General features: G+C 73.0%; 25 protein-coding genes. 11 read left to right on the top strand and 14 right to left on the bottom strand.

Annotation, left to right across the window (positions count from 1 at the left end):
* Positions 1-37: 37 nt before the first annotated feature.
* The 7 genes from ACP4IX_RS16420 to zapE form a co-directional block, all read right to left on the bottom strand.
* Positions 38-1,573: an FAD-dependent oxidoreductase gene (locus ACP4IX_RS16420; RefSeq protein ID WP_426555939.1), complete on the bottom strand. Its 1,536-nt coding sequence runs from the start codon at positions 1,571-1,573 to the stop codon at positions 38-40.
* Positions 1,574-1,646: 73 nt separating this feature from the next.
* Complete coding sequence (locus tag ACP4IX_RS16415; RefSeq protein ID WP_426525123.1) at positions 1,647-3,038, bottom strand: alkaline phosphatase PhoX; 1,392 nt, start codon at positions 3,036-3,038, stop codon at positions 1,647-1,649.
* Positions 3,039-3,162: 124 nt separating this feature from the next.
* Positions 3,163-3,939 carry a slipin family protein gene (locus ACP4IX_RS16410; RefSeq protein WP_426555938.1) on the bottom strand — a complete coding sequence of 259 codons (777 nt, stop codon included), beginning with the start codon at positions 3,937-3,939 and terminating at the stop codon, positions 3,163-3,165.
* Between the two features lie 137 nt (positions 3,940-4,076).
* Complete coding sequence (locus tag ACP4IX_RS16405; protein WP_426555937.1) at positions 4,077-5,570, bottom strand: SulP family inorganic anion transporter; 1,494 nt, start codon at positions 5,568-5,570, stop codon at positions 4,077-4,079.
* Positions 5,571-5,578: 8 nt separating this feature from the next.
* Entirely contained in the window at positions 5,579-6,160 is a 582-nt protein-coding gene (locus tag ACP4IX_RS16400) for a carbonic anhydrase (RefSeq protein WP_426555936.1), read from the bottom strand.
* 78 nt (positions 6,161-6,238) lie between these two features.
* On the bottom strand, positions 6,239-6,640 hold the full coding sequence (locus ACP4IX_RS16395) for a hypothetical protein (RefSeq protein WP_426525115.1): 402 nt from the start codon (positions 6,638-6,640) through the stop codon (positions 6,239-6,241).
* 185 nt (positions 6,641-6,825) lie between these two features.
* Positions 6,826-7,929 (bottom strand): cell division protein ZapE, encoded by a 1,104-nt coding sequence (gene zapE / locus ACP4IX_RS16390; protein ID WP_426525113.1) that lies wholly within the window; start codon positions 7,927-7,929, stop codon positions 6,826-6,828.
* 255 nt (positions 7,930-8,184) lie between these two features.
* Between zapE and ACP4IX_RS16385 the strand changes: the two genes are divergently transcribed.
* The 4 genes from ACP4IX_RS16385 to msrB all read left to right on the top strand — a co-directional run bounded on the left by ACP4IX_RS16385 (position 8,185) and on the right by msrB (position 11,553).
* A complete protein-coding gene (locus tag ACP4IX_RS16385) occupies positions 8,185-8,979 on the top strand; it encodes a pyrimidine reductase family protein (protein WP_426555935.1) in 795 nt (264 codons plus the stop codon).
* A gap of 195 nt (positions 8,980-9,174) precedes the next feature.
* Positions 9,175-9,648 (top strand): indole-3-glycerol phosphate synthase, encoded by a 474-nt coding sequence (locus ACP4IX_RS16380; protein WP_426525109.1) that lies wholly within the window; start codon positions 9,175-9,177, stop codon positions 9,646-9,648.
* A gap of 85 nt (positions 9,649-9,733) precedes the next feature.
* Positions 9,734-11,131, top strand: a complete 1,398-nt coding sequence (murC, locus tag ACP4IX_RS16375; RefSeq protein ID WP_426525107.1) for a UDP-N-acetylmuramate--L-alanine ligase — start codon at positions 9,734-9,736, stop codon at positions 11,129-11,131.
* A 14-nt stretch (positions 11,132-11,145) separates the two neighbouring features.
* The gene (gene msrB / locus ACP4IX_RS16370; protein ID WP_426525105.1) at positions 11,146-11,553 is read left to right on the top strand and encodes a peptide-methionine (R)-S-oxide reductase MsrB; all 408 of its coding nucleotides are present in this window, start codon (positions 11,146-11,148) and stop codon (positions 11,551-11,553) included.
* 1 nt (position 11,554) lies between these two features.
* Here msrB and ACP4IX_RS16365 read toward each other — a convergent pair whose 3' ends face one another.
* Entirely contained in the window at positions 11,555-12,988 is a 1,434-nt protein-coding gene (locus ACP4IX_RS16365; RefSeq protein WP_426555934.1) for a sensor histidine kinase, read from the bottom strand.
* Positions 12,985-13,701 (bottom strand): response regulator transcription factor, encoded by a 717-nt coding sequence (locus ACP4IX_RS16360; protein ID WP_426555933.1) that lies wholly within the window; start codon positions 13,699-13,701, stop codon positions 12,985-12,987. The genes ACP4IX_RS16365 and ACP4IX_RS16360 overlap by 4 nt, the downstream gene beginning before the upstream one ends.
* A gap of 106 nt (positions 13,702-13,807) precedes the next feature.
* On the opposite strand from ACP4IX_RS16360, the gene ACP4IX_RS16355 reads away from it, so the two are divergent.
* The 7 genes from ACP4IX_RS16355 (at position 13,808) to ACP4IX_RS16325 (ending at position 20,003) form a co-directional block, all read left to right on the top strand.
* A complete protein-coding gene (locus ACP4IX_RS16355) occupies positions 13,808-15,157 on the top strand; it encodes a ferredoxin reductase family protein (RefSeq protein ID WP_426555932.1) in 1,350 nt (449 codons plus the stop codon).
* Positions 15,158-15,215: 58 nt separating this feature from the next.
* Positions 15,216-15,617 carry an FMN-binding protein gene (locus ACP4IX_RS16350; protein WP_426555931.1) on the top strand — a complete coding sequence of 134 codons (402 nt, stop codon included), beginning with the start codon at positions 15,216-15,218 and terminating at the stop codon, positions 15,615-15,617.
* 1 nt (position 15,618) lies between these two features.
* Positions 15,619-16,380: an FAD:protein FMN transferase gene (locus ACP4IX_RS16345; RefSeq protein ID WP_426555930.1), complete on the top strand. Its 762-nt coding sequence runs from the start codon at positions 15,619-15,621 to the stop codon at positions 16,378-16,380.
* Between the two features lie 68 nt (positions 16,381-16,448).
* Positions 16,449-17,600, top strand: coding sequence for an ABC transporter ATP-binding protein (locus tag ACP4IX_RS16340; protein ID WP_426525093.1), 1,152 nt, complete (start codon positions 16,449-16,451; stop codon positions 17,598-17,600).
* The gene (locus tag ACP4IX_RS16335; protein WP_426525091.1) at positions 17,597-18,301 is read left to right on the top strand and encodes an ABC transporter permease; all 705 of its coding nucleotides are present in this window, start codon (positions 17,597-17,599) and stop codon (positions 18,299-18,301) included. The genes ACP4IX_RS16340 and ACP4IX_RS16335 overlap by 4 nt, the downstream gene beginning before the upstream one ends.
* Positions 18,298-18,963, top strand: a complete 666-nt coding sequence (locus ACP4IX_RS16330) for an ABC transporter permease (protein ID WP_426525089.1) — start codon at positions 18,298-18,300, stop codon at positions 18,961-18,963. Before ACP4IX_RS16335 ends, ACP4IX_RS16330 begins: the two co-directional genes overlap by 4 nt.
* 80 nt (positions 18,964-19,043) lie before the next feature.
* Positions 19,044-20,003, top strand: a complete 960-nt coding sequence (locus ACP4IX_RS16325) for an ABC transporter substrate-binding protein (RefSeq protein ID WP_426525087.1) — start codon at positions 19,044-19,046, stop codon at positions 20,001-20,003.
* A gap of 16 nt (positions 20,004-20,019) precedes the next feature.
* Here ACP4IX_RS16325 and ACP4IX_RS16320 read toward each other — a convergent pair whose 3' ends face one another.
* The 5 genes from ACP4IX_RS16320 to ACP4IX_RS16300 all read right to left on the bottom strand — a co-directional run bounded on the left by ACP4IX_RS16320 (position 20,020) and on the right by ACP4IX_RS16300 (position 24,948).
* Entirely contained in the window at positions 20,020-20,619 is a 600-nt protein-coding gene (locus ACP4IX_RS16320) for a GTP-binding protein (RefSeq protein WP_426555929.1), read from the bottom strand.
* Positions 20,606-20,965, bottom strand: coding sequence for a DUF742 domain-containing protein (locus ACP4IX_RS16315; protein ID WP_426525083.1), 360 nt, complete (start codon positions 20,963-20,965; stop codon positions 20,606-20,608). The genes ACP4IX_RS16320 and ACP4IX_RS16315 overlap by 14 nt, the downstream gene beginning before the upstream one ends.
* 1 nt (position 20,966) lies before the next feature.
* On the bottom strand, positions 20,967-21,386 hold the full coding sequence (locus ACP4IX_RS16310) for a roadblock/LC7 domain-containing protein (RefSeq protein WP_426525081.1): 420 nt from the start codon (positions 21,384-21,386) through the stop codon (positions 20,967-20,969).
* Positions 21,383-23,866: a nitrate- and nitrite sensing domain-containing protein gene (locus tag ACP4IX_RS16305; RefSeq protein ID WP_426555928.1), complete on the bottom strand. Its 2,484-nt coding sequence runs from the start codon at positions 23,864-23,866 to the stop codon at positions 21,383-21,385. The genes ACP4IX_RS16310 and ACP4IX_RS16305 overlap by 4 nt, the downstream gene beginning before the upstream one ends.
* 68 nt (positions 23,867-23,934) lie before the next feature.
* A complete protein-coding gene (locus tag ACP4IX_RS16300; RefSeq protein WP_426555927.1) occupies positions 23,935-24,948 on the bottom strand; it encodes a substrate-binding domain-containing protein in 1,014 nt (337 codons plus the stop codon).
* Positions 24,949-25,093 lie beyond the last annotated feature (145 nt).

The raw sequence follows: 25,093 nt of genomic DNA, 5'->3' as shown, positions 1-25,093 counted from the left end.
AAGGGTCACCCTCACGGCGCAGGACGTGCGGCCCGGGTCAGATGTCCCGCCGCTCCAGCGGTTTCGTCGCCGGGCCCTCGATCACCTTTCCGTCCGTGTCGAAGCGGGAGCCGTGACAGGGGCACTCCCAGGCGCGTTCCGCCGCGTTGAAGTCGACCAGGCAGCCCAGGTGGGTGCAGCGCGGTGACACGGCGTGCAGCGCGCCCGCCTCGTCCCGGTAGACCGCGAGCCGGTCACCGCCCGCCCGGACGACGGCTCCCTCGCCCGGCGGCAGGGCGTCCACCGGCGGCGCGGGACGCAGCCGGTCGCCGACGAAGTGGCGCGCGACCTCGGCCTGTGTCTTGAGGAACGCCGGCGCCTCACGCACCGCCGTGCGCAGCCGGCGCGGGTCGTACAGCCCGCTCCACGCGCACTCCTCGCCGTTGATCTGCGCGGCGAGCAGCCGGCCCGCCATCATGCCGCCGCTCAGTCCCCAGCCGCCGAACCCGGTGGCGACGTACGTGTGGTGCGCGCCCGGGTGCAGCGGGCCCACCATCGGCACGGTGTCCGTGGGGTCGATGTCCTGCGTGGCCCAGGCGTAGGTGAGGTCGGTGCCCGGGAAGTGCTCGCCGGCCCAGGCGGACAGGCGGTCGAAGCGCTCCCGGGTGTCGCCCGTGCCGGGCGTGAAGTGCTCCCCGGTGACGACGAGCAGCCGGCGGCCCGCGTCGCCGCCCGCGCCGTCCAGGGGCGCCGTACGGACCGAGCGGGTGTTCTCGTCCGGCGTGATGTACATGCCGTCGACATCGCGGTCCGCCGCGATGCTCCCGGCGACGACCAGCTCCCGGCGCGGGGAGAGGCGGGCGAACAGCAGCGCCCGGTCGAAGATCGGGTAGTGCGTGGCGACCACGACGTCCCGGGCCGTCACCGTCGCCCCCGCCCCGGTCGACACGCGGCACGGCTCGCCCTCGTGCAGGTCGTGGACGGTGGTGTTCTCGAAGATCCGCCCGCCGTGTGCCTCCAGGTCGTCGGCGAGGGCCAGCAGGTACTTGCGCGGATGGAACTGGGCCTGCCCGGTGACCTCGACCGCGCCCGCGACCGGGAACGGCAGTCCCGTCTCCGTCACGAACGACGCCGGCAGCCCCGCCTCCTTCGCGGCGGCCGCCTCGGCCCGCAGCTCGTCCACGCGGCCCGCGTCGCGGACGTACGTGTACGCGCTGCGGGTCTCCCAGTCGCAGTCGATGCCCAGCTCGGCCACGATCCCGGCGGCGTGCTCGATCGCCTCGGACTGCGAGCGGGCGTACAGGCGGGCGCCCTCGGGGCCGCGCGTGCGGCGCAGCTTGTCGTAGACCAGCGTGTGCTGGGCGGTCAGCTTGGCGCTGGTGTGACCCGTGACGCCGGCGGCGACCCGCCCGGCCTCCAGCACCGCCACACTGCGCCCGGCCCGCGCCAGTTCCCAGGCGGTGCTCAGCCCGGCGACGCCGGCGCCGATCACGGCGACGTCGACGCCGAGGTCCTCCGCGAGGGCGGGGCGCGGCGCACCGCCCGGTGCCGTCTGAAGCCAGTACGAGCCGTTGACCTGGGGGTTCTCCGTCATGCGGCCCCGGGTACCCCGTAACCGCGGCTTCAGTGACCGGGCGGTGCGCCCGCCGCTGCCGACGCGTCGCCCGCTACCCGCGCCAGGGGCCCGTCACCGCGAACGTCGTCCCGGGCGTGTAGCAGTTGACGTACATCGTGTCGCCGTCGGGGGAGAAGGCGACCCCGGCGAACTCGCCCCACTCCGGTTCGTCCGGCGTCCCGATGTTCTGGGCGCCGCGGGCCACCGCGTACACCTCGCCGCGCCTGGTCACGCCGTAGACGTGCTGGGCGCCGTTGCCGTCCTCGCAGACCATGAGCCCGCCGCTGGGGGCCAGGCAGATGTTGTCGGGGGACTCGCCGGGGAGTTGCACGTCGGTGTCCGGACCGAACACGATCACCAGCGTCAGCCGGCGCCGCTCGGGGTCGTAGCGCCAGATCTGCCCGTAGTGGTCGCCCGCCGAGCCCTCCGCGCTGCGGGCGAAGGACGACACGAAGTAGACGCTGCGCCCGCCCCAGTAGCAGCCCTCCAGCTTCTGCGCGTGCGTGATGCCGCCCCGGCCGAAGTCCTGGTGCCGGACGGGCGTCCCGGCGGCCAGCGGGTCGGGCACGTCCACCCACTGGATGCCGTCGAAGCAGGCGCCCGTCTCCCGGATCGAGGACAGGTCGGGTACGCCCGGTACGCGCATCGCCTGGAGCCGGCCGCCTGCCCGCAGCGAGCCCGTGCCGCCCAGCGGCTTCTCGGGCAGGAACCGGTAGAAGAGGCCGAACGGCCGCTCGAACGCGTCCTCCGTCTCGTACACCACGCCCCGTCGCGGGTCCACGGCGACCGCCTCGTGCTGGAAGCGGCCCATCGCGGTCAGCGGCACCGCGCCGGTGCGGTGCGGGTCGGCCGGGTCGACCTCGAAGACGAAGCCGTGGTCCTTGGTGTAGCCGTTGGTGCCGGCCTTGTCCTCGGTCTCCTCGCAGGTCAGCCAGGTGTGCCACGGGGTGGGACCACCCGCGCAGTTCACCGCCGTACCGGCGATCGCGACCCGCTCGTCACGGACGTGGCCCCGGGAGTCCAGGGTCAGGGCCGTGCAGCCGCCCTTGCCCTCCGGGTCGTACGTCAGCCCCTCGACCGTGGGGACGGGGAGTCTGCCGTCGGCGCGGTTCTCGTGGTTGCGGACGAGGTGGACGCCGCCGGGGCCGCCCCCGTGGCGGCCCCGGGAACGGGCGGCGAAGGCGGCCATGCCGTCGTGGTTGGACGGGACCAGGCCCTCGCCGGAGCGCAGCTCGTCGCCCTCGCGGGACAGGACCCGGTAGCGGAACCCTCTGGGCAGGTCGAGCAGGCCGTCGGGGTCGGGGATCAGGGGGCCGTAGCCGGTGTGGCCCGGGGACTGCGCGGCGGCGGTGCCGGCGAAGAGCTCGGAGAGGGCGCCGGTGAAGGCGATGCCTGCGCCCAGGGCCCCCGTGCGGGCGAGCACCTGGCGTCGTGTTGCGGACATGGGGTGACCTTCCTGCTGGCGGACAGGATTGTGACCCGCTGTGTCTATCATCTGACCGGAGTCCCGGGAACCACGCGCGTAGAACGCGTCCGTCGCCGTGCCGGTCGACGTGTCGCTCGGCGCGTCACCTCTCGACGGACCGCTCCTGTGCCTTCTCCAGGAACCGCAGGAGCTCCACGGGGAACGGCAGTACCAGGGTCGAGTTCTTCTCGGCGGCCACCGCCACGACCGTCTGCAGCAGGCGCAGTTGCAGGGCCGCCGGCGTCTCGGACATCTCCCGCGCCGCCTGGGCGAGCACCTTCGACGCCTGGAGTTCGGCGTCGGCGTTGATGACCCGCGCCCGCCTTTCCCGGTCGGCCTCGGCCTGCCGGGCCATCGAGCGCTTCATCGTGTCCGGCAGGGAGACGTCCTTGATCTCGACGCGGTCGATCTGGACGCCCCAGCCGACGGCCGGACTGTCGATCATCAGCTCCAGGCCCTGGTTGAGTTTCTCCCGGTCGGACAGCAGGTCGTCCAGGTCGCTCTTGCCGATGATCGAGCGCAGCGAGGTCTGGGCCATCTGCGAGACGGCGAACCGGTAGTCCTCGACCCGGACGAGCGCGTTGGCCGCGTCGACCACCTTGAAGTACACGACCGCGTCCACGCGCACGGTGACGTTGTCCCTGGTGATGCCCTCCTGGGCGGGCACCGGCAGGGTGACGATCTGCATGTTCACCTTGTGCAGCCGGTCCACGAACGGCACCACCATCGTGAACCCGGGCTCGCGCACCTGACCCGCGAGCCGCCCGAGCCGGAAGACCACCCCGCGCTCGTACTGCTTGACGACCCGCGCCGCCGAGGCGACATAGAGCAGCCCGGCGCTTCCGGTGGCGACTGCCGCGGTCAGCAGCTCCTCGAGCATGACGACCTCCTCGCCGTGAGGCCCGTTCCGTATGCCCTTGTCACGATATGCCGGACGCCCGGTCCGAGGCCATGCCCCGGACCGGGCGCCGTCACCGGCGGATCGTCCGCACGGGCGGACGATCCGCGCCGGTGGGCCTACACGGCGGCCGCCGTCGCCGGTTCGGTGACCTTCACCGGGTCCGTGCCGGTGGCGCTGTGCCGCTCGGCCCAGTTCTCCAGCGCGGTGCGGCAGGCGTGGTCCAGGTGGTGCAGCCCGGACAGGTCCAGCTCGACGGGGCGGTCCTGCGGCAGCGCCTCCAGGCTCTCCAGAAGCTTCGGCAGCCGCAGGAAGGTCGCGTTGCCCGTGAGGTGCACCTGGACGGGGCCGGCGCCCTTGTCGACGACCTCCGTCCTGAGGTGGGAGGCCTCCCAGGCGGTCTTGACCACGGACAGGGCCAGACCGATCAGCACGCCCTCGAACATGTTCACCGCGACGATCGACACGGCCGTCACCACCAGGATCAGCGCCTCGCCCCGGTGCCCGCGCCACAGCGACACGATGCCGCGGAACGGGATCAGCTTCCAGCCCGCGTGGACCAGGATGCCGGCCAGCGCGGGCAGCGGGATCAGCGCCAGCGTGGACGGCAGCAGCGCGGCGAACAGCAGCAGCCACACGCCGTGCAGCACCCGGCTCGCCTTGGTCCGCGCGCCGGCGCCGACGTTGGCGGAACTGCGCACGATGACCGCGGTCATCGGCAGCGCGCCGAGCAGACCGCACACGGTGTTGCCCGCGCCCTGCGCCATCAGCTCCTTGTTGTACTCGGTGCGCGGGCCGTTGTGCAGCCGGTCCACCGCGGCGGCGCTGAACAGGCTCTCCGCCGAGGCGATCAGGGTGAAGGCGACGATCGTGCCGAGGAGGCCCACGCTCGCCAGCTCGCCGAAGGCGTCGGCACCGGGCGGCTGGATCGAGTCCAGCAGGCCGTTCACCTCGACCGTCGCGACCGACAGGCCGAACGCCGCGGTGACCGCCGTGGCCAGTCCGACCGCGGCCAGCGCGCCCGGCACGGTCCGCACCCGCTCCGGCAGCCGCTTCCAGAGCACCATCACCGCGATGGTGCCGGCGCCGAGGGCGAGCGAGGTCAGGGCCTCGGTGCTGCCCAGCGCGTCGGCGGCGGCCCCGGGCAGTCCGGTGAGTTTGTCGAGGCCGGAGGCGGGCGCCTCCAGCCCGGCCGCCGAGTACAGCTGGCCGGCGATGAGCACGAGGCCGATACCGGCGAGCATGCCCTCGACGACCGACAGGGAGATCGCCCGGAACCAGCGCCCCAGCTTCAGGGCGCCCATCGCGAGCTGGATCAGACCGGCGGCCAGCACGATCACGCCGAGCGCGGGCAGCCCGTACTCGTCGACGGCGCCGAAGACCAGCACGGTCAGGCCGGCGGCCGGGCCGGACACCTGCAGGCTGCTGCCCGGGAGGAGTCCGGTGACGAGGCCGCCCACGATGCCGGTGACGAGGCCCAGTTCGGCCGGTACGCCGGAGGCGACGGCGACGCCCACGCACAGCGGGAGGGCGACCAGGAACACGACGAGCGAGGCGGTGAAGTCCTGCCGCAGATGAGGGAACGTGCGGGTCTTCTCGGATATGGCGTTCATGCCGGCGCTCACAGGGTCTCGAACGTGTCGGTGTCCGCGTGGTGTTCGCGTACGACCCCGGTGTGGACCTCGTAGTACCAGCCGTGCATCCGCAGCCGGCCGTCCGTCAGCCGGCGCTCGACACAGGGGTAGGAGCGCAGCCGCAGCAACTGGGCCAGGACGTGGTGCTGCACGGCCTCGGCGACCGTCGGGTCGGAGGGGTCGCACGGTTTCGGTTCGTCCGCGGCATGCGCCAGCCAGTCGCGCACGGCGGGTACGGCGGTCAGGTCGTCGCCGCGCACCAGCGCGCCGACGGCGCCGCAGTGCGAGTGGCCGCAGACCACGATGTCGGTGACGCCGAGTACCTCCACCGCGTACTCGATGGTGGCGGCCTCGCCGGAGGGGCGCTCGGAGCCGTGGGGCGGGACGATGTTGCCCGCGGTGCGCAGCTCGAAGAGCTGGCCGGGCCGGGCGCCGGTGATCAGGGCGGGTACGACCCGGGAGTCGGAGCAGGTGATGAACAGGACTTCGGGCGACTGGCCTTCGGCGAGCCCGGCGAACTCCTCAGGGCGCTGTCCGAACGTGCGGGCGTTGTCGATGAGGGGCTGCATGATGGGGTGATTCCTCCTGGCGCGCAGTGGGGGCGCGTCGGATGGGCAGGACAGAGGTGGGGGATGTACTGCCGGCCCTCAGCAGCGGAAGACCTGGAGTGCCGCCGGGGAGTGGTCCGGCGCGGATCTCGTCCTCTGCCCGGCCGCACGGCCGGGTGTGGCGGGTTCGGACGCCGCCGGGCCGCGCTGGCGCAGGTACGGGCGCTCGGGAGCGTCGGGCTGGGGCGCGGAGGCGGTGCGGTGCCGGTCGCGGACGCGGGGGGAACTGGTCGGTTCCCCGGACCGGCCGGCCTCGTGGCAGGTGACGGTCTCGTCGTGCAGCGCCGCGCCGGAGAGGATGGTTCCGGGATCGGCGTTGGCCACGGCCTCACGGCTGGTGTGCGCGGCTGTGAAGGGTGTGCTGGGCGCGAAGACCATCAGGGCGATCAGGACGGCGGCGAGGAACGGAACCATGGTCCGGGCCGTCGTGCCTCGTAACATGAGCCCCCCTCCAGGCTGTTCACGCCGTGCGCGTGTGCCGGCACGTGGTCAACGCGAGGTCAACGCAAGGTCAATGCGCGGTCAAGAAACACGTTAACCCTGCAAAGAGCTTTGCAGGGTTAACGTAGCGTTACGAGCTGAAGAGAGCCTGAAAATCGCGCTCGGTTGGCGGGAACGGGCTCTTCTCAGGGCGTGTCGACGAGCCGTGCCGCGTCCCGGGCCAGCGCGGTGAGCCGGGAGATCGCCCGGAAGTACTTCTTGCGGTACCCGCCCTTCAGCATCTCCTCGCCGAAGAGCCGGTCGAAGGGCAGCCCGGAGGCCAGGACGGGCACCTCACGGTCGTAGAGCCGGTCCGCGAGCACCACGAGGCGCAGCGCCGTCGACTGGTCCGGCACCGGGCGCACCCCGGTGAGGCACACGGCCGCGACGCCGTCGGTCAGGGCGCCGTAGCGGCTGGGGTGGACGCGGGCGAGGTGGTCGAGGAGCGCGGGGAAGCCGTCCAGGGAGGCGCCCGCGGTGGCCTGCGCCGCGCGGGTCACCTGCTCGTCGGAGTAGGGCGCCGGCGCCTCGGGCAGGCCGCGGTGGCGGTAGTCCTCGCCGTCGATGCGCAGGGCGCGGAAGTGGGCGGACAGGCCCTGGATCTCGCGCAGGAAGTCGGCCGCCGCGAAGCGCCCCTCGCCGAGCTTGCCCGGCAGCGTGTTCGAGGTGGCGGCGAGTGCCACGCCCGCCTCGACGAGCCGGGCGAGCAGGCTGGAGACGAGGACGGTGTCACCGGGGTCGTCGAGCTCGAACTCGTCGATGCACAGGAGACGGTGTCCGGAGAGGGTCTGCACGGTCTGCTGGAAGCCGAGGGCGCCGACGAGGTTGGTCAGCTCCACGAAGGTGCCGAACGCCTTGCGGGAGGGTTCGGCGGGGGTGGCGTGCCACAGGGAGGCCAGCAGGTGGGTCTTGCCGACGCCGTAGCCGCCGTCGAGGTAGACGCCGCGGGGGCCGGCGGGCGGCTTCGGGGTCCTGCTCCGGCCGAGGCCGAAGAAGCCGCGTCTGCCGGTGGCGGCGGGGGCCCCGTCCAGCCCGGTCGCGAAGTCCTCCAGGACCCGTACGGCCTCGCTCTGGCTGGGCTGGTTCGGGTCCGGGATGTAGGTGCTGAAGCGGACCGAGTCGAAGCGGGGCGGGGGCACCATCTCGGCGACCAGGCGGTCCGCGGGGACGCGCGGCTCGCGGGCGCACAGGGACAGCGGGGCCGTCCCGGCTATCGAGGTGGGGCCGGAGGCAGGGGAGGAGGGCGACACGGTGGTCCATGGTAGAGGCTGTTCGAGGAGGGCCCGTCGGTGTACGGGCGTGGACGGGACCGGCGCGGTCCCGGCCGCGGGGCGGTGCGGGGCGTGCGACCCGGCCTCCCGGGCAGCCGCCGCGCCCGCCCGTGCCGCCCCCGGGGAGCGCGCCCCCGGCTGCCCGGGCCCGGGGAAGGCGCGGTCGCCCGCGGCCACGCGAGCGGGCGACCGGCCGCGCGGTTGGGGTTTCGGGCACGTGGAACACTGCACCGCATGCGACGCCTGTTCCCCGTGACCCCTGTGACCGATCAGACAGCCGGCCCGGGTGCCGACGGGACCGACCGGGAGTGGAGCCTCGCCGAGCTGGCCGCCGCCTACGCCTACCCCGAGCAGGGCGGGCGGCCGGGGGCGTGGCTGCGGGCGAACATGGTCTCCACCCTCGACGGGGCCGCCCAGCACGAAGGCCGGTCCCAGCCCATCTCCAGCGCGGCCGACATGCGCGTCTTCGGCACCCTGCGCTCCCTGGCGGACGTGGTGGTCGCCGGCGCCGAGACCGTACGCCAGGAGGGGTACCGCCCGGCGCGCTCGCGCGCGGAGTTCGCCGAGCTGCGGCGGGCGGCCGGGCAGAGCCCCGCGCCGGCGATCGCGGTGGTCAGCGCGAGTCTGGAGCTGGACTTCTCGCTGCCGCTGTTCACCTCGCCCACGGTGCCCACCCTGGTCCTGACCGGCGCCGCCGCGGCCCCGGACCGGATCGCGGCCGCCGAGCGGGCCGGCGCCCGGGTGGTGATCGCCGGTGACGGCGTCGGCGTGGACCCCGCGCGTGCCGTCGACGCCCTCGTCGGGCTCGGCCACACCCGGCTGCTGACCGAGGGCGGTCCGCGGCTGCTGGGCCAGTTCGTCACGGCCGGCGTGCTCGACGAGCTGTGCCTGACCGTCTCGCCGATGCTCACCGCGGGTGACGCGCAGCGGATCGCGGGCGGGCCCTCGGTCGGGGTTCCGCGGCGGTTCGCCCTGGCGTCCCTGCTGGAGGAGGAGGGCTTCCTCTTCAGCCGGTACCGGCGTGACTGATACAGCCGGTACCGGTGTGACCGGGGGAGCGGCGTGACCGGGGGAATAGACGGAATCTACCGTTCCGATTGGTCTGTTCCGGGCACACTGAATCCGGCAGTACCCGTGCGATCACGGGGCAGGATGGTTTCCGCGGGGTCCGGTACGGCCTACGGAGGGTGGGCCCACGGGCCCGCCGAGGAGAAGGGGCGCCTGGTGTTCACAAGCGTTTTGATGATCGAGAAGGCCCTGACGTCCGCCGACGTGGAGTTCGTCACCACTCTGCACGGGGAGGAGCCGGTCGCCTTCCACGTGCTGCTCCAGCCGCGCGGCGATCAGGCGGACCGGCTGCTGCGGGCCATCGACGACGTCGCGCTCGGCGAGCTCGACGACGCCGTGCGGGAGGGCGAGACACCGGAGGGCGAGGAGGCGCTGAGCGTCGGGCAGCGGGCACTGGAGGTGTCCCTCACCGCCCTGCGCGCGTCCGGTGCCGAGGCCGAGGGCCGCCTGATCGAGGACCACCCGCTGGACGAGCTCAAGTCCCTGGTCCTGGAGGCCGGCGCCGACGAGGTGATCGTCCTGACCGATCCGCACTACGTGGAGGAGTTCTTCCACCGGGACTGGGCCTCGCGGGCCCGGCACAAGGTCGGCGTACCGGTCCTGAAACTGTTCTCCCACAGCAAGGCATAGGCTGGGGCCGCGCTCCCGCGCCGGGGGCGCGCCCACCGGCACATCACCTCTCGTACACCCGTCGCACCTCTGGGGAGAACAGCGCATGGCACCCGGCCTTCCTACCGCCATGGACCGACCGCACTTCATCGGCATCGGCGGCGCCGGAATGTCGGGCATCGCCAAGATCCTCGCCCAGCGCGGTGCCGTGGTGGCGGGCAGCGACGCCAAGGAGTCCGCGACCGCCGACGCCCTGCGCGCACTCGGCGCCACCGTGCACATCGGACACGCGGCGGAGCACCTCGCCGACGACGCGAGCTGCGTCGTCGTGTCCTCGGCGATCCGCGCGGACAACCCGGAGCTGGCCCGCGCGGCCGAACGCGGCATCCCGGTCGTGCACCGTTCCGACGCCCTCGCCGCCCTGATGAACGGCCTGCGCCCCATCGCGGTCGCCGGCACGCACGGCAAGACCACCACCACCTCCATGCTGGCGGTCTCCCTGTCCGAGCTGGGCCTGAACCCGTCGTACGCGATCGGCGGCGACCTGGACGCGCCCGGCTCCAACGCCCTGCACGGCGACGGCGAGATCTTCGTCGCCGAGGCGGACGAGAGCGACCGCAGCTTCCACACGTACGCCCCCGAGGTCGCCATCGTCCTCAACGTCGAACTCGACCACCACGCCAACTACGCGTCGATGGACGAGATCTACGAGTCCTTCGAGACCTTCGCCGGGAAGATCGTCCCCGGCGGCACCCTGGTGATCGCCGCCGACCAGGACGGCTCCCGGGAGCTGACGCGGCGGCTGGCCGGGTCGGTGCGGACGGTGACGTACGGGGAGTCCGAGGACGCCGACGTACGGATCCTGTCGGTCGTCCCGCAGGGCCTCAGGAGCGAGGTCACCGTCGTCATGGACGGCGCCGAGCTCACCTTCGCCGTCTCCGTCCCCGGCCGCCACTACGCCCACAACGCGGTCGCCGCCCTCGCCGCGGGCGCGGCCCTCGGCATCCCCGCCGCCGAGCTGGCCCCCGCCCTGGCCGCCTACACCGGCGTCAAGCGGCGCCTCCAGCTCAAGGGCGAGGCGGCCGGCGTCCAGGTCGTCGACTCCTACGCGCACCACCCCACCGAGATGACGGCCGACCTGGAGGCCATGCGCGCCGCCGTCGGCGACGCCCGCATCCTCGTCCTCTTCCAGCCGCACCTCTTCTCGCGCACCCAGGAGCTGGGCAAGGAGATGGGCCAGGCCCTGTCCCTGGCGGACGCGTCGGTCGTGCTCGACATCTACCCGGCCCGCGAGGACCCGATCCCCGGCATCACCAGCGACCTGATCATCGAGGCGGCCCGCGCCGCGGGCGCCGACGTCACGCCGGTGCGCGACAAGGCGGAGGCGCCCGGGGTGGTCGCGGGAATGGCGAAGGCCGGTGATCTGGTTCTCACCATGGGCGCGGGCGATGTCACGGACCTCGGACCGCGCATCCTGGACGAGCTGTCGAGCAAGGCGAAGTAAGGGGTTGAGGACTCATGTCGTACGACGTCGAGAAGCCGGACGAGCAGTGGCGCGCGGAGCTGGCCCCGGCCGAGTACGCCGTACTGCGGCAGGCCGCGACCGAACCCGCCTTCACCGGTGAGTACACCGACACCAAGACCGAGGGCGTCTACTCCTGCCGGGCCTGCGGCGCCGACCTGTTCACCTCGGAGACGAAGTTCGCCTCCCACTGCGGCTGGCCGTCCTTCTTCGACCCCAAGGACACCGACGCGGTCGAGCTGATCGAGGACCGGTCCCACGGAATGGTGCGCACCGAGGTGCGGTGCGCCCGGTGCGGCTCGCACCTCGGGCACGTGTTCGAGGGTGAGGGGTATCCGACCCCGACCGACCAGCGGTACTGCATCAACAGCATCGCGCTGCGGCTCGCGCCCGCGGAGAGCTGAGTCAGCGGGCGGCGGCCGGGAGCGTCACGGTGAAGACCGTCGTGCCCGGCTCGTCGCCCAGGTCGATGGTGCCGCCGTGCGCCCGCACCAGCGAGCCGGCGACGGCGAGGCCCAGCCCGCTGCCGCCGCGGTCGCGGCTGCGGGCCTTGTCGACGCGGTAGAAACGGTCGAAGATCCGCTCCCGGTCGGCGGCCGGGATGCCCGGCCCGGTGTCGGCGACCGTCACCCGGGCCGCGTCGGCCGTCACGGACACGGCCACCGCGACCTTCGTGCCCGGCGGGGTGTGCACGCCGGCGTTGGTGAGCAGGTTGTCGAGCACCTGCCGGATCCGCTGCGGGTCCAGGCGCAGCCTCACCGCCGCCGGCCCGGGCGTCACCGTCAGCGGGTGCTCCGGGTGACCGGCGCGGAAGGCGTCGCCCGCCTGCCGTACCAGCTCCGTCAGATCCGCGTCCTCCCACCGCAGCGGCGCCTCCACCTCCGCCGCGTCGAGCCGGGCGAGCAGCAGCAGGTCGTCCAGGAGAACGCCCATCCGGGCCGCCTCGGCGCGCAGCCGGGCCAGGTGCCGCTCCCGTTCCCCGGGCGCGTTGGCCGCCGCGTACTGGAACAGGTCGGCGTAGCCCCGCACCGACATCAGCGGGGTGCGCAGTTCGTGCGAGGCGTCCGCGACGAACCGGCGCAGCCGCTGCTCGGCCTCGGCGCGCACCGCCAGCGAGTCGTCGATGTGCTCCAGCATGGTGTTGAACGCGGTCCGCAGCTCCACCACCTCCTGGCCGCCGTCCCGTCCGTCCACGCGCAGCGGCAGCCGGGCGGCCGACTCGGTCAGGTCGTGCGAGGCGATGCCGTGCGCCGTGCTCGCCATGTCGCTCAGCGGCTTCAGCCCGCGCCGCAGCATCCGCCGGCCGAACACGACCAGCGCCAGCAGCGCGAGACCGAAGGCGACGACCTGCACCGTGATCAGCTGCTCCACGGTGTCCTCGACGTCCCCCATGGGCGCGGCGCTGACCAGTACCACCCCGGGTTCGACCTCGCAGGCCCGCAGCAGGTAGGGGCCGTGCCCGCCGATCCGCACGGTGCGGGTGAGGTCGTCGTCCGAGCGGGCCATCGTCTGCGCGAGGGCGGTGAACGCGCGGCTGTCCGCCGGCACCTCGGCGGGCGTGCGCAGGTCCGCCGAGCCGTCGGAGACGTCGTACACGGCGGTGTACCAGCCGTAGTAGGGCTTGCGCCGGACCGTGCCGTGCGCCGCCGCGTCCTTGGACTGCACGACCTGCACCAGCTTCATCTGGTCGGCGAGCTGCCGCTCCAGGTAGTCCCGCATGTACGCGGTCAGCACGGTCCCGACCACGGCGAACACCGCCAGCGACAGCACTCCCAGGCCCAGCGCCATCCGGGTCCCGAGCCGCAGGCCGCGGTAGGCGTGCCACCACCGCCGTATCACCGGGCCGCCTGCCGGATCGCGTACCCGAAGCCCCGCACCGTCCGGATCAGCGGCTCGGCGGTGTCGTCCGTGTCGTCCAGCTTGCGGCGCAGCCGGCTGACCACCAGCTCCACGACGTTGGACCGGCCGCCGAAGCCGTACTCCCACACGTGGTCGAGGATCTGCGCCTTGGTCAGCACGGTCGGCGACCTGCGCATCAGGTAGCGCAGCACCTCATACTCGGTCGGGGTCAGCGACAGCCGCCGCTCGCCCCGGCGCACCTCCCGGGTGTCCTCGTCCATCGTCAGGTCCGCCACCCGCAGCACCGACCGCTGGAAGCCGGGCCCGGCACTGCGCCGCAGCACGGTCCGCAGCCGCGCCATCAGCTCCTCCACCGCGAACGGCTTGACCAGGTAGTCGTCACCGCCCCGGGTCAGCCCCGCCACCCGGTCGGCCACTCCGTCGCGCGCGGTGAGGAACACCACCGGCACCATCGTCCCCGAGCGGCGCAGCCGGTCCAGGACGCCGAAGCCGTCGACGTCCGGCAGCATCAGGTCGAGCACCACGATGTCCGGCCGGAACCCGGCGGCCAGCCGCAGCGCCTGCTCGCCGGAGTTGGCGGTGACCGCCTCCCAGCCCTCGTAGCGGGCGACCGTGGCCACGAGGTCGGCGATGGGCGGGTCGTCGTCCACCACGAGGAGCCGTACTTTTTCCACCCGCTCATACTGCGCCACCGGACGTCCGCACCCCATACCGCGGTGACCGCCGTACCGAGATCGATAAGTACCTGAAAGTCGACCGACAGGGAAACGACAGGTCGGGCGGGTGAAGCTCGGTGCCGTGACCACAGTCCCGAGCGCCCCCCACCGTCAGCCGCCCTCCGCACCGGCCCTCCGCCCCAAGGCGGTGGCCCGTACCGGTCTGTACGCGATCCTGGCCGCCAACGCGGCCGTCGTGGCCGTCCTGTTCGCCCGGGCGGGCTTCGCCTCCAACACCCTCGTGGTCCTCGGCCGCCTCACCGGCCTCTACGGCGCCCTGCTCATGGCCTTCCAGCTGGTCCTGGTGGCCCGGCTGCCCTGGTTCGACCGGCGCATCGGCATGGACCGGCTGACCTCCTGGCACCGCTGGACCGGGTTCGCCGTCCTGTGGACGCTCCTCGCCCACGTCACCTTCATCACCTTCGGGTACGCCCAGCCGTCCGGCATGGACCCGCTGAACCAGCTCGTCGACCTCGCCGAGACCGTCGAGGGCGTGCTGCGCGCGCTCGTCGCCCTGGCGGTCCTCGTGGCCGTGGGCGCCGTCTCGGCACGCGCCGCCCGGCGCAGGATGGCGTACGAGACCTGGCACTTCGTCCACCTGTACACGTATGTCGCGGTGGTGCTGGCCTTCACCCACCAGGTCGCCGTCGGTACGTCCTTCACCTCCTCGCCCGCCGCGAAGACGTACTGGTACGGGGTGTGGGGCGCGGCCCTCGGCGCGGTCCTGCTGGGCCGCGTCGTGCTGCCGCTGCGGCGCAACCTGCGGCACCGGCTGCGCGTCACCGCCGTCGTCCCGGAGAACGACCACGTCGTCTCCGTGTACCTGGGCGGCCGCGACCTCGACCGGCTGCCCGCGCGGGCCGGCCAGTTCTTCCTGTGGCGGTTCCTGACCCGCGACCGCTGGTGGCAGGCCAATCCCTTCTCGCTCTCCATGGCGCCCGACGGCAGGCAGCTCCGTCTCACCGTCAAGACGGCGGGCGACGGCACCGCCGCCCTGCGCCACCTCGAGCCCGGCACCCGCGTCTTCGCCGAGGGCCCCTACGGCGCCTTCACCGCGCTGCACCGCACCCGCCCGGACACCCTGCTGATCGCCGGCGGCGTCGGCGTCACCCCGATCCGGGCCCTGCTGGAGGAGCTGCACGGACACGCGGTGCTCGTCCACCGCGTCGCCACCGCCCGCGACGCCGTCCTCCACGACGAACTGCGCGACCTCGCCCACGCCAAGGGCGCCGAACTCCACCTGGTCACCGGACCGGCCGCCCCCGACAAGCTGGGCCCGCGCGAGCTCGCCGCGCTCGTCCCCGACGTCGCCGAACGGGACGTCTACGTCTGCGGGCCGCCCGGCATGACCACGGCGGTGCTCCGCACCCTGCGCGAACTGGGCGTACCCGGACGGCAGATACACGCCGAACGCTTCAGCCTGGCCGGATGAGCCCGGCCCGACAAGCCCGGCCCGGCAAGCCCGGCCGCACGAGAGGAACCCCCGCACCGTGAAGCGCGCACTGCCCGTCCTGGTCCTGAGCATCGCCGGCCTGATCCCGGTCTGGCGCTACGCCCCGTCCCACGGGACGGCGGCCTCCGCACCCGCGCCCTCCGTCCCGTCGGTGGCGCCGTCCGCGCCGGCCGCCGGTTCCACCGTCGTCGCCGGCACCACCGTCGACACCGAGAAGGGCCCCGTACAGGTCGAGGTGACCTTCCGGGACCGGAGGATCACCGCCGTACGCCTGCTCCAGCAGCCCGACCACCCGCAGACCACGGCCGCCGTCCCCCGGCTGATCGAGGAGACGCTCGACAGTCAGAGCGCCGACGTCGACACCGTCTCCGGCGCCACGGTCACCAGTGACGGCTACCGGGAGTCCCTCCAGGCCGCCATCGACGCCCAGGGCGCCTGACGTGCGGCGCGTCGAACACGTCATGGGCTTCCCGGTCTCGCTGCGGGTCGACGACCCGGACGTGCCCGCGGAGGCCGCGGACGCCGTCTTCGCGTGGCTGCGCGAAGCCGACGCGCGCTTCAGCCCGTTCCGGCCCGACAGCGAGGTGTCCCGGCTGGACCGGGGCGAAGTGGCGCGGGCCGGCGCGGAGTTGGAGGAGGTGCTCGACCTGTGCGAGGAGTACCGGCTCGCGACCGGCGGTGCCTTCGACGTCCGGCTGCCGGGGCGGGGCCTCGACCCCTGCGCGGTGGTGAAGGGCTGGTCGGTGCAGCGGGCGGCCGGGCTGCTGCGCGCGTCCGGCGCGCGCCGCTTCTGCCTCAACGCCGGGGGTGACGTGGTCGCGGCGGGCGGGCCCTGGCGGGTGGGCGTACGGCACCCCGAGGACGCCGGCCGGCTGTGCACCGTCCTGGAGGTCACCGACGCGGCGGTCGCGACCTCCGCGCGCTACGAACGCGGCGACCACATCGTCGACGGGCGCACCGGGCGTCCGGCGGCCGGCCTGCTCAGCGTCACCGTCGTGGCGCCGACCCTCACCGAGGCGGACACGACCGCCACGGCGGCGTTCGCGATGGGTGCCGAGGGCGTCGCCTGGGCCGCGGCGCGCGAGGGCTGCGAGGTGTTCGCCGTGGACGCGGAGCGCCGGGTGCTGCGCACGGCGAGGCTGCCCGCCGCCCCCGGGAAGGTCCCGCACGGCCACCGCGGTTCCGTGACACCGGACGTCTAGACTCTCCGGGCAGCGAACCGTAGCGACCTGGCCAGAACCTCCCGCCCACCCGAAGGGTATTCGGCGTTTTGATACGGATGGACTCAGTCACCAAGCGGTACCCGGACGGCACCGTGGCGGTCGACCGGCTGTCGTTGGAGATCCCCGACCGCTCGATCACGGTCCTCGTCGGACCGTCGGGCTGCGGCAAGACGACGACCCTGCGGATGATCAACAGGATGGTCGAGCCCACCGAGGGCACCATCACCCTGGACGGCACGGACCTCCAGCGGCAGCCGGTCACCACACTGCGCCGGTCGATGGGGTACGTCATCCAGAACGCCGGTCTCTTCCAGCACCGGACGATCCTCGACAACATCGCCACCGTGCCCCGCATGATCGGGTGGGGCAAGCGCAGGTCCCGCGAGCGGGCGGCCGAGCTGATGGAACGCGTGGGTCTCGACGCCTCCCTCGGCAAGCGGTACCCGTACCAGCTCTCCGGGGGCCAGCAGCAGCGGGTCGGGGTGGCCCGGGCACTCGCCGCCGACCCGCCGGTGCTCCTCATGGACGAGCCGTTCTCCGCCGTGGACCCCGTGGTCCGCAAGGGACTGCAGGACGAACTCCTGCGCATCCAGGAGGAGCTGGGCAAGACCATCGTCTTCGTCACCCACGACATCGACGAGGCCGTCAAACTGGGCACCGTGGTCGCGGTGATGCGCACCGGCGGCCGGCTCGCCCAGTTCGCGCCGCCGGCCGAGCTGCTGTCGAACCCGGCGGACGACTTCGTCGAGGACTTCCTCGGCGCCGACCGCGGCATCCGGCGGCTGTCCTTCTTCAGCTCCACGGGCCTGGAACCGACGACGGACCCGGTCGTCCGCGTGGACGCCACGGCCGAACAGCTCGCCGCGCCCGACGCCCCCTACCTGCTGGTGACCGACGCGGAGGGCCGCCCGCTGGGCTGGGCCGAGCCGCGGGAGCTGACCGCCGGCGACATCGCGGCCGAGCGGCTGCTGCCGTACGGGCGGCCCTTCGTGCCCGGCGCCGACTCGCTGCGGGCCGCCCTCGACTGCGCGGTGCTCTCGCCCACCGGCTGGGCCGTCGCGGTGGACGCCGACGGGCGGGTGACGGGCGTGGTCTCCCAGCAGAGCATCGGCGAGGCGATCCGCACCGCCCACGGCGCGGACCGGGCCGGGGACGCCCGGGCGACGGGACCCGCCGACATCGCCAAGGCCGCCCCGTGAACGGCTTCTTCGACATCCCGAGCGACCTCGGCAACACCTACTCCGGCCTGATCGGGCTGCACCTGCGCGAGGCGCTGCTGCCCGTCCTCGCCGGGCTGCTGGCGGCGCTGCCCGTAGCCCAGCTCTGCGTGCGGTTCCGCTGGCTGTACCCGCCCGTGCTCGGCCTGACCACCGTGTTCTACGCCATCCCCTCGCTCGCGGTCTTCGTCGTCCTCATCGACTACACCGGCCAGACCGAGCTGACGGTGATGATCCCGCTGGCCGTCTACAGCCTGGTGGTCCTCGTCCCCGCCATCGTCGACGGCGTGCGGTCGGTGCCCGAGGAGACCCTGGCCGCCTCCACCGCCATGGGCTTCGGCCCCGTACGCCGCTATCTCCAGGTGCAGTTGCCGATCGCCGTGCCCGCCATCCTGGCCGGCCTCCGGGTTGCCGTCTCGGCCAGCATCTCCCTGGTCAGCGTCGGCGCCCTCATCGGCAACCAGGGCGCGCTCGGCAACCTGCTCGCGGACGCCCAGAAGTACGGCCGGCCCGAGCTGGCGGTCAACTCCGTCCTCACCACCGCCGTACTGGCGATCCTCTGCGACGCGGCGCTCGTCCTGGTGCGCACCCTGCTGACGCCGTGGATGCCGCGCGGCAGGAGCGGGCGCCGCCCGAAGCAGACCGCCGTGCGGCCCGAGCCCGAGGAGGCGGCTGCCCGGTGAACGTGCTCCACTTCGTCCACGCCTTCTTCAGCGACAGCGCCCACTGGCACGGCTACGACGGCATCCCGCAACGCCTGCTGGAGCACGTGCAGTACACGCTGATGGCGCTCGGCACCGCCGCCGCCATCGGGCTGCCCGTCGGGCTGCTGACCGGGCACACCGGCCGCGGCGGCAACGCGGTCGCCTTCGTCGCGACCGCCGCCCGCGCCCTGCCCAGCTTCGGGCTTCTCGTGCTCATCGCCGTCGTCGTCGGCATCGGCCTGCTGCCCGTGATGATCCCGCTGGTCGTGCTGGCGGTCCCGCCGATCCTGGTGACCACCTACGAGGCGGTCCGCTCCGTCGACCCGGCCCCGGTGGACGCGGCGCGGGGCATGGGCATGCACGAGCCGGGCATCCTCTTCCGGGTCGAACTCCCCGTCGCCCTCCCGCTGGTGCTCAGCGGACTGCGCTCGGCCGCCGTCCAGGTCGTGTCGACGGCCACCATCGCCGCGTACGTCAGCCTCGGCGGGATCGGCCGCTACATCATCGACGGGCTCTACCAGCGCGACTACGAGAAGGTGGTCGGCGGAGCCACGCTGGTGGCCCTGCTGGCACTGGTCACGCTCGCGGTGTTCTGGGCGGCGGGCCGACTGGCGGTGTCGCCGGGGGTGCGCAGGCGCTGACACACTCGAACACACATATGAAAGAAACCGTAACCAGGCCGTTCTTGACTGAGCGACAAGCGGCTCGTTTGGATCGGTGAATGACTTCTACCGCGAAGAGCAGCTGGTCCACGACGAGGCACACCGGCGTGGCGGCCGTCGCGCTCACCGCCGCTGCGGCGCTGCTCGCGGGCTGTTCCTCCTCCGGCGACACCTCCGACAACCCCCTCGCCGGGGAGAAGGCGGAGGCCGGCACCGTCGTCGTCGGCTCGAACAACTTCGCCGAGAGCACCCTGCTCGCCGACATCTACGGTGAGGCGCTCAAGGCGAAGGGCCTCAAGGTCACCTACCAGCACAACATCGGCAGCCGTGAGACGACCTACGGCCTGATGAAGAACGGATCGGTCACGGTGCTGCCGGAGTACAACGGCTCGCTGCTGGCCTACCTCGACCCCGATGCCGAGCAGAAGTCCACCGAGGCGGTCAACACCGCGGCCAAGGCCAAGCTCGACAAGAAGCTGACGCTGCTGAACCCGTCGCCGGCCGAGAACAAGGACTCGGTCAGCGTCAACGCCGAGACCGCGAAGAAGTACGGCCTCACCGCCGAGTCCACCCTCGCCGACCTCAAGGACATCGCGCCGGACCTGGTGATCGGCGGTTCGCCCGAGTTCCAGACCCGGCAGCAGGGACTGAAGGGCCTGGAGTCCGTGTACGGCCTGAAGTTCGAGTCGTTCAAGGCACTCGACGCGGGCGGCCCGCTGACCCAGTCGGCGCTGACCAAGAACACCGTGCAGGCGGCGGACATCTTCACCACCGACCCGACGATCGTCAAGGAGAAGTTCGTCGTCCTGAAGGACCCGGAGAACCTCTTCGGCTACGCGAACGTGACACCGCTCGTCCGCAAGGAGGGCCTGCCCCAGGAGGGCGTCGACGCGCTGAACGCGGTCTCCGCGAAGCTGGACACCGAGACCCTCCTCGACCTGGACGCCCAGGTCCAGCTGGACAAGAAGGACCCGCTGGACGTGGCCAAGGAGTGGCTGGAATCGGCCGGTCTGAGCTGACCCGCCGTACGCTCCCTCACGACGCCGCGGCCGAGGCCGCGGCGTCGATCAACTGGTCGATCAGGGCGATGAGGACGTCCCGGCTGGAACCCCGCTCCCGCGCGTCGCACAGCAGCACCTTGACGTGCTTCGGAAGCGCCAGCGCCTCCCGGATCTCCTCGGCCGGATACGGATGCCGCCCGTGGAAGCCGTTGACGCCGACGACGAACGGGATGCCCCGCCGTTCGAAGAAGTCGATGGCGGCGAAGCTCGACTCGGGCCTGCGGACGTCGACCAGCACCACGGCCCCGAGGGCCCCGATCGCCAGGTCGTTCCACATGAACCAGAACCGCTGCTGACCGGGCGTGCCGAAGAGGTACAGCACCAGTTCCCGGCCGATGGTGATCCGCCCGAAGTCCAGGGCCACGGTCGTGGCCCGCTTCTCCTCGATGCCGGCGAGGTCGTCGACGTCCAGTCCCGCGGCGGTCAGCGGCTCCTCGGTGCGCAGCGGGGCGATCTCGCTGACCGCCCCGACCATGGTGGTCTTGCCGACGCCGAAGCCACCCGCGATCAGTATCTTCACGGCCTCGGGGGCGGATGCCGTGGGCGCCTCGGAGGCGCGCTCAGAGCCGGCCAAGGCCGTCCCTCACTTTCTGCAGCAGGTCCAGGTCCGGGGTGGCGCGGGAGACGGGGTGCGGCGGCCGGGCGGTGATCCGGCCGGCCTCCAGCAGGTCCGAGAGCAGGATGACGACCACGCTCACCGGCAGGTCGAGGCGGGCCGCGACCTCCGCCACGGCGAGGGGCTCGGCGCACAGCCGCAGGATCCGCAGGTGCTCCGGCTGCGGCCGCGCGGCCCGGGAGGGCTGCGGGTCGACCGCGGCCACCGTGGTGATCAGGGTGAAGTCGGCGCGGCTGGGCCGGGTCCGGCCGCCGGTCAGGGTGAACGGCCGCACGAGCCGGCCCTCCGCGTCGCCTCCGGTCACGTCACTCGCCGGGGCCGGCGGTGGCCCGCGGAGCCGCGCTGAGGTGCTCGCCGATCTTCTTCACCAGCATGTTCATCTGGTACGCCACCACACCGACGTCGGCGTTCGGGCCGGTGAGCACGACGAGGTGGGCGCCGGGGCCGGCGGAGCTGAGTATCAGGTAGCTGTTGGCCATCTCGATGAGCGCCTGGCGCACCGGGCCGCCGCGGAAGTCCATGCTGACGCCCTTGCTGAGGCTCATCAGGCCCGACGCGGTCGCCGCCAGCCGCTCGGCGTCGTCGCGCAGGAAGCCGGTGGACTTGCTGACGACCAGTCCGTCCTCGGAGAGCACCACGGCGTGGTTCACGTCGGCGACCCGCTCCACGAGTCCGGTGAGCAGCTGGTCCAGCTCGGTGTGCGTGGCGGGGGAGGGTCGGGTCATGGGGTGTCCTTCGTCGGCGGTCGGCGATCGGCGGTGGGGGTCGACAGGGCGGCGGAGGAGCGAACCCGCTCGGCGGCGCCCGTGTCCCTGCTGTCTGCGTCTGCGTCTGCTTCTGAGTCTGCGTCGTCTGCGTCCGCGGCCTGGGCCCGCAGCGTGCCGCGCTGGAAACCGGCGAGGGACGAGGCGGCACGCTCGGCGGTGAAGTCGGCGTAGTCGTCTGCTGGGGCGTCCGGGCCGTCCCTGCCGGTGACGGCGTCCTCGTCGCGCAGCTCGGCGGCCAGGCTGGTCTGCGGCACCCGGCGGGGCAGCGGGGCGAGGCCGTTCCGCTCGGTGGCGGACCCGGGGGCGGCGGGGGCCCCGGACCGGGGCGCGGGTACGGGCCGCACCTGCCGGACGGGCCGCTTCGAGGGAGCGGGATCCGCAGCGGGGCCGGAGGACGCGGCGGTTGCCGGGGAGCCGGGGGACGCTTCGGGGAGCGTGGGCACGGGGGACGCAGGGGTCGTCCCGGACGTCTCGGTGGCCGCCGTACCGCCGGTGCCGTGGGCTCCGTCGACCGGCTCGCGCACCACGATGTCGTGCGGGATCAGCACGATCGCCGTGGTCCCGCCGTACGGGGAGGAGCGCAGCGTGACGGTGATGCCGTGCCGGTGCGCCAGCCGGGCGACGACGAACATGCCCAGCCGCAGGTCGTCGGCGAGCGCCACCACGTCGAACTGCGGCTCCACCGCCAGCTGGGCGTTGAACGAGGCGTAGTCCTCCTCCGACAGCCCGAGCCCGCGGTCTTCGATCTCGACGGCCAGGCCCTTGGCCACCACCGCCGCCCGCACACCGACCGGATTTGGCGCGGGGGAGTAGGCGGTCGCGTTGTCGATGAGCTCGGCGAGCAGGTGGATCACGTCGGCCACCGCGGGCGGTGCGAGCGCCACCTCCTCGTCGGTGTGCAGCTCCACCCGCTGGTACTCGGCGACCTCGCCGACCGCGCTGCGCAGGATGTCGACCAGCGCGACGGGCTCGCGCCAGGTGCGCCGGGGCTGCTCGCCGCTGATGATGACGAGGTTCTCCTCGTACCGGCGCAGCTGACTGGCCGTGGAGTCCAGTTCGTACAGGCCCTTGAGGATCTCGGGGTCGGTGTGTTCGCGTTCCAGGGAGTCCAGCTTGCCGAGCTGCATGTTGACGAGGTTCTGGCTCTGCCGGGCGATGCCGAGGATCACCTTCTGGAAACCGCGCCGGGTGTCGGCGAGTTCGACGGCGGTGTGCACGGCGGTGCGCTGCGCCGTGTTGAACGCCTGGGCGACCTGCCCGAGTTCGTCCCGCCCGTAGTCCAGCGGCGGGGTCGCCGACTCCACGTCGACCTTCTCGCCCCGCTCCAGCCGGGCCACCACGTCGGGCAGCCGTTCCTCGGCCAGGCTCAGCGTGGCGAGCCGCAGCCCCCGCAGCCGCCGGGACAGCGAGCGGGTGATGCGCCAGGACATGACGACGCAGAGCAGCAGGGCGAGCAGGCCGCCCGCGCTGAGGGAGGCAGCCGTGATCAGCAGCCCGCGCGCCTCGTCGGCGCTGCGGTCGAGCAGTCCGTCGGTCTGCTGCCGGATCAGTGCCTCGTACTCGCTGGAGACCTTGTCCAGCGCGGTGGTCCAGCGCTGCCGCGCGTCCGGCAGGTCGGTCCAGCCGTCCCCGTCCGCCGCACGGGCCGCGAGCACCTGGTCCTCGACGGACTCCAGGGTCTGCCACTCGGGACTGGCCAGGACCCGCTCCGTCTGCGCCTTCGCGCTGCCGTGCAGGGAGGGGACGATCTGGTCCTGGACGAGCCAGCGCCGGGTGTGCGCCAGCTGGGCGAACTGCGCCCACTGCTCCTCGTTCATCCGGCCGGACGGCCAGGCCAGGGTGAGCCGGGCGTTCTCCTGGGAGACCAGCTCCGCCGCGTGCTCCAGGGCGACCAGCGGCCCGGCCTGCGAGGTGAGGTCGCCGTCGTCGACCTGGGAGAGCTCCTGGAAGGCGTGGATCTGCTCGTCGATGATCGACGTGTACTGGTCGAGCGCCTGCTCGGGAGTGATGTCGGTGGGGTCGTCCACCTGGTCGCGGTAGTACTCCAGGCTGCCCACCGAGCCGAGCACCGAGTACAGCCGGTCCGAGACCCGGGCGGGCGCGCGCTCGATCGCGTCGGACCGGCCGACCAGCTGGGCGACCGCCGCGTCGGTCTTCTCGCGCTGGGCGTCCAGTTCCGTCCGGTCGCCGCCGGGACCGGCGAGCCAGGCGGCCGACAGACTGCGCTCCTTCTGCAGGGCGAGCGCCGCCTCGGTGCCCATGGCCCCGGTGTCGCGGCTCAGCTCCGTCTGGGAGCGCAGCCGCAGGCCCTCCGAGAACATCTGGATCGTCGTCACTCCCCACACGGCGGCGAGGGTGACGCAGGGAACCAGGGCCAGGAGGATCAGGGAGAGACGTATGGAGCCGAGGCGGCGCCGGGCACCTGTCCGTGCAGACATCGTCGTCCTAGGCGATCAGTGGGGGAGGGGGGCGGTGGTGCGCGGGCGCCCGCGGTCGCGGTGCCCCGTCAACGGGTGCCGTCCGCGGCGAACCCGGCGACCGCGTCGGCGTTCGTCCGGGTCACGAACGCGGGGCCGGTCAGTACGGGCGCGACTCCGCCACCGCTGACATTGCCGTTGGTGCGGTACAGCCAGAGCGCGTCCACCGCGAGGTAGCCCTGCAGGTACGGCTGCTGGTCCACGGCGAACTGCACGTCCCCGCGCTCGACCGCGGCGACGAGGTCCTCGTCGAGGTCGAAGGTGGCGACGTGGGCGCTGCTGCCCGCCTCCTCGACCGACTCGACCGCGGTGAGGGCGAACGCCGCGCCGTTCATGACGACCTCGTCGATGTCGGCGTTCTGCCGCAGCCGCGCGGTGACGGCCGCGCCGACCGCCTTCATGTCGGTGCCGTCGACGTAGAGCATCTCGGTCTCGCCCCCGAAGGTCTTCTTGACGCCGGCGCAGCGGGCCTCCAGGGCGACGTTGCCCCGCTCGTGGATGACGCACAGGGCGTGCCGGGCCTTGAGGGAGTTCAGCTTGTCGCCGACGGCCCGGCCCGCGACGCTCTCGTCCTGCCCGAAGTACCCCAGGAGCCCGGTGGACCGCCAGGCGTCGATGCCCGAGTTGAGGCCGACCACGGGGATGCCGACCGCCCTGGCCTCGGCGATCGGTCCCTTCATCGCCTGCGGTTTGGCGAGGGTCACGGCGATGCCGTCGGCCTTGTCGCGGATCGCGTCCCGTACCAGGCCGGCCTGGTCGGCGGCGTCGGCGTCACCGGCGTACGTCAGGTCGATGCCGTCCTTGGCGGCCGCCGCCTCCGCGCCCCTGCGCACCCGGTCCCAGAAGGCGTCGCCCTCACCGCCGTGGGTCACCATGACGATCTTCATCCGGTCGGCGCCGGACCTGCGCGAGGCGTCCCCGGCCGAGTCGTCCTCGTCCCCGCCGAGGGCGGAGCAGCCGGCCGCCAGCAGACAGACGGCCGCGGCGAGGGCCGTGGCGCGCAGACGTGCGGGGGTGTGGGTGGGCGGGGGAGATGTACTCATGGGGGTTGGGGCACCTCGCTGTGCGGCCGAGCAGGAGGAACGGGGCGAGGTGGACCGGAGCACGTGGCCGGTGCGCCAACCGGGTGAATCTCGCCTGGCCGGAGCAAACCGTGTGTGACGTCCGGTAGTCAAGTGACCAGCGACC

It is taken from the genome of Streptomyces sp. WG5, from assembly GCF_049974565.1.
Taxonomy (GTDB): domain Bacteria; phylum Actinomycetota; class Actinomycetes; order Streptomycetales; family Streptomycetaceae; genus Streptomyces.
The sequence above is the reverse complement of the archived record's forward strand: the minus strand, read 5'-3'. Positions and strand labels throughout refer to the sequence as shown.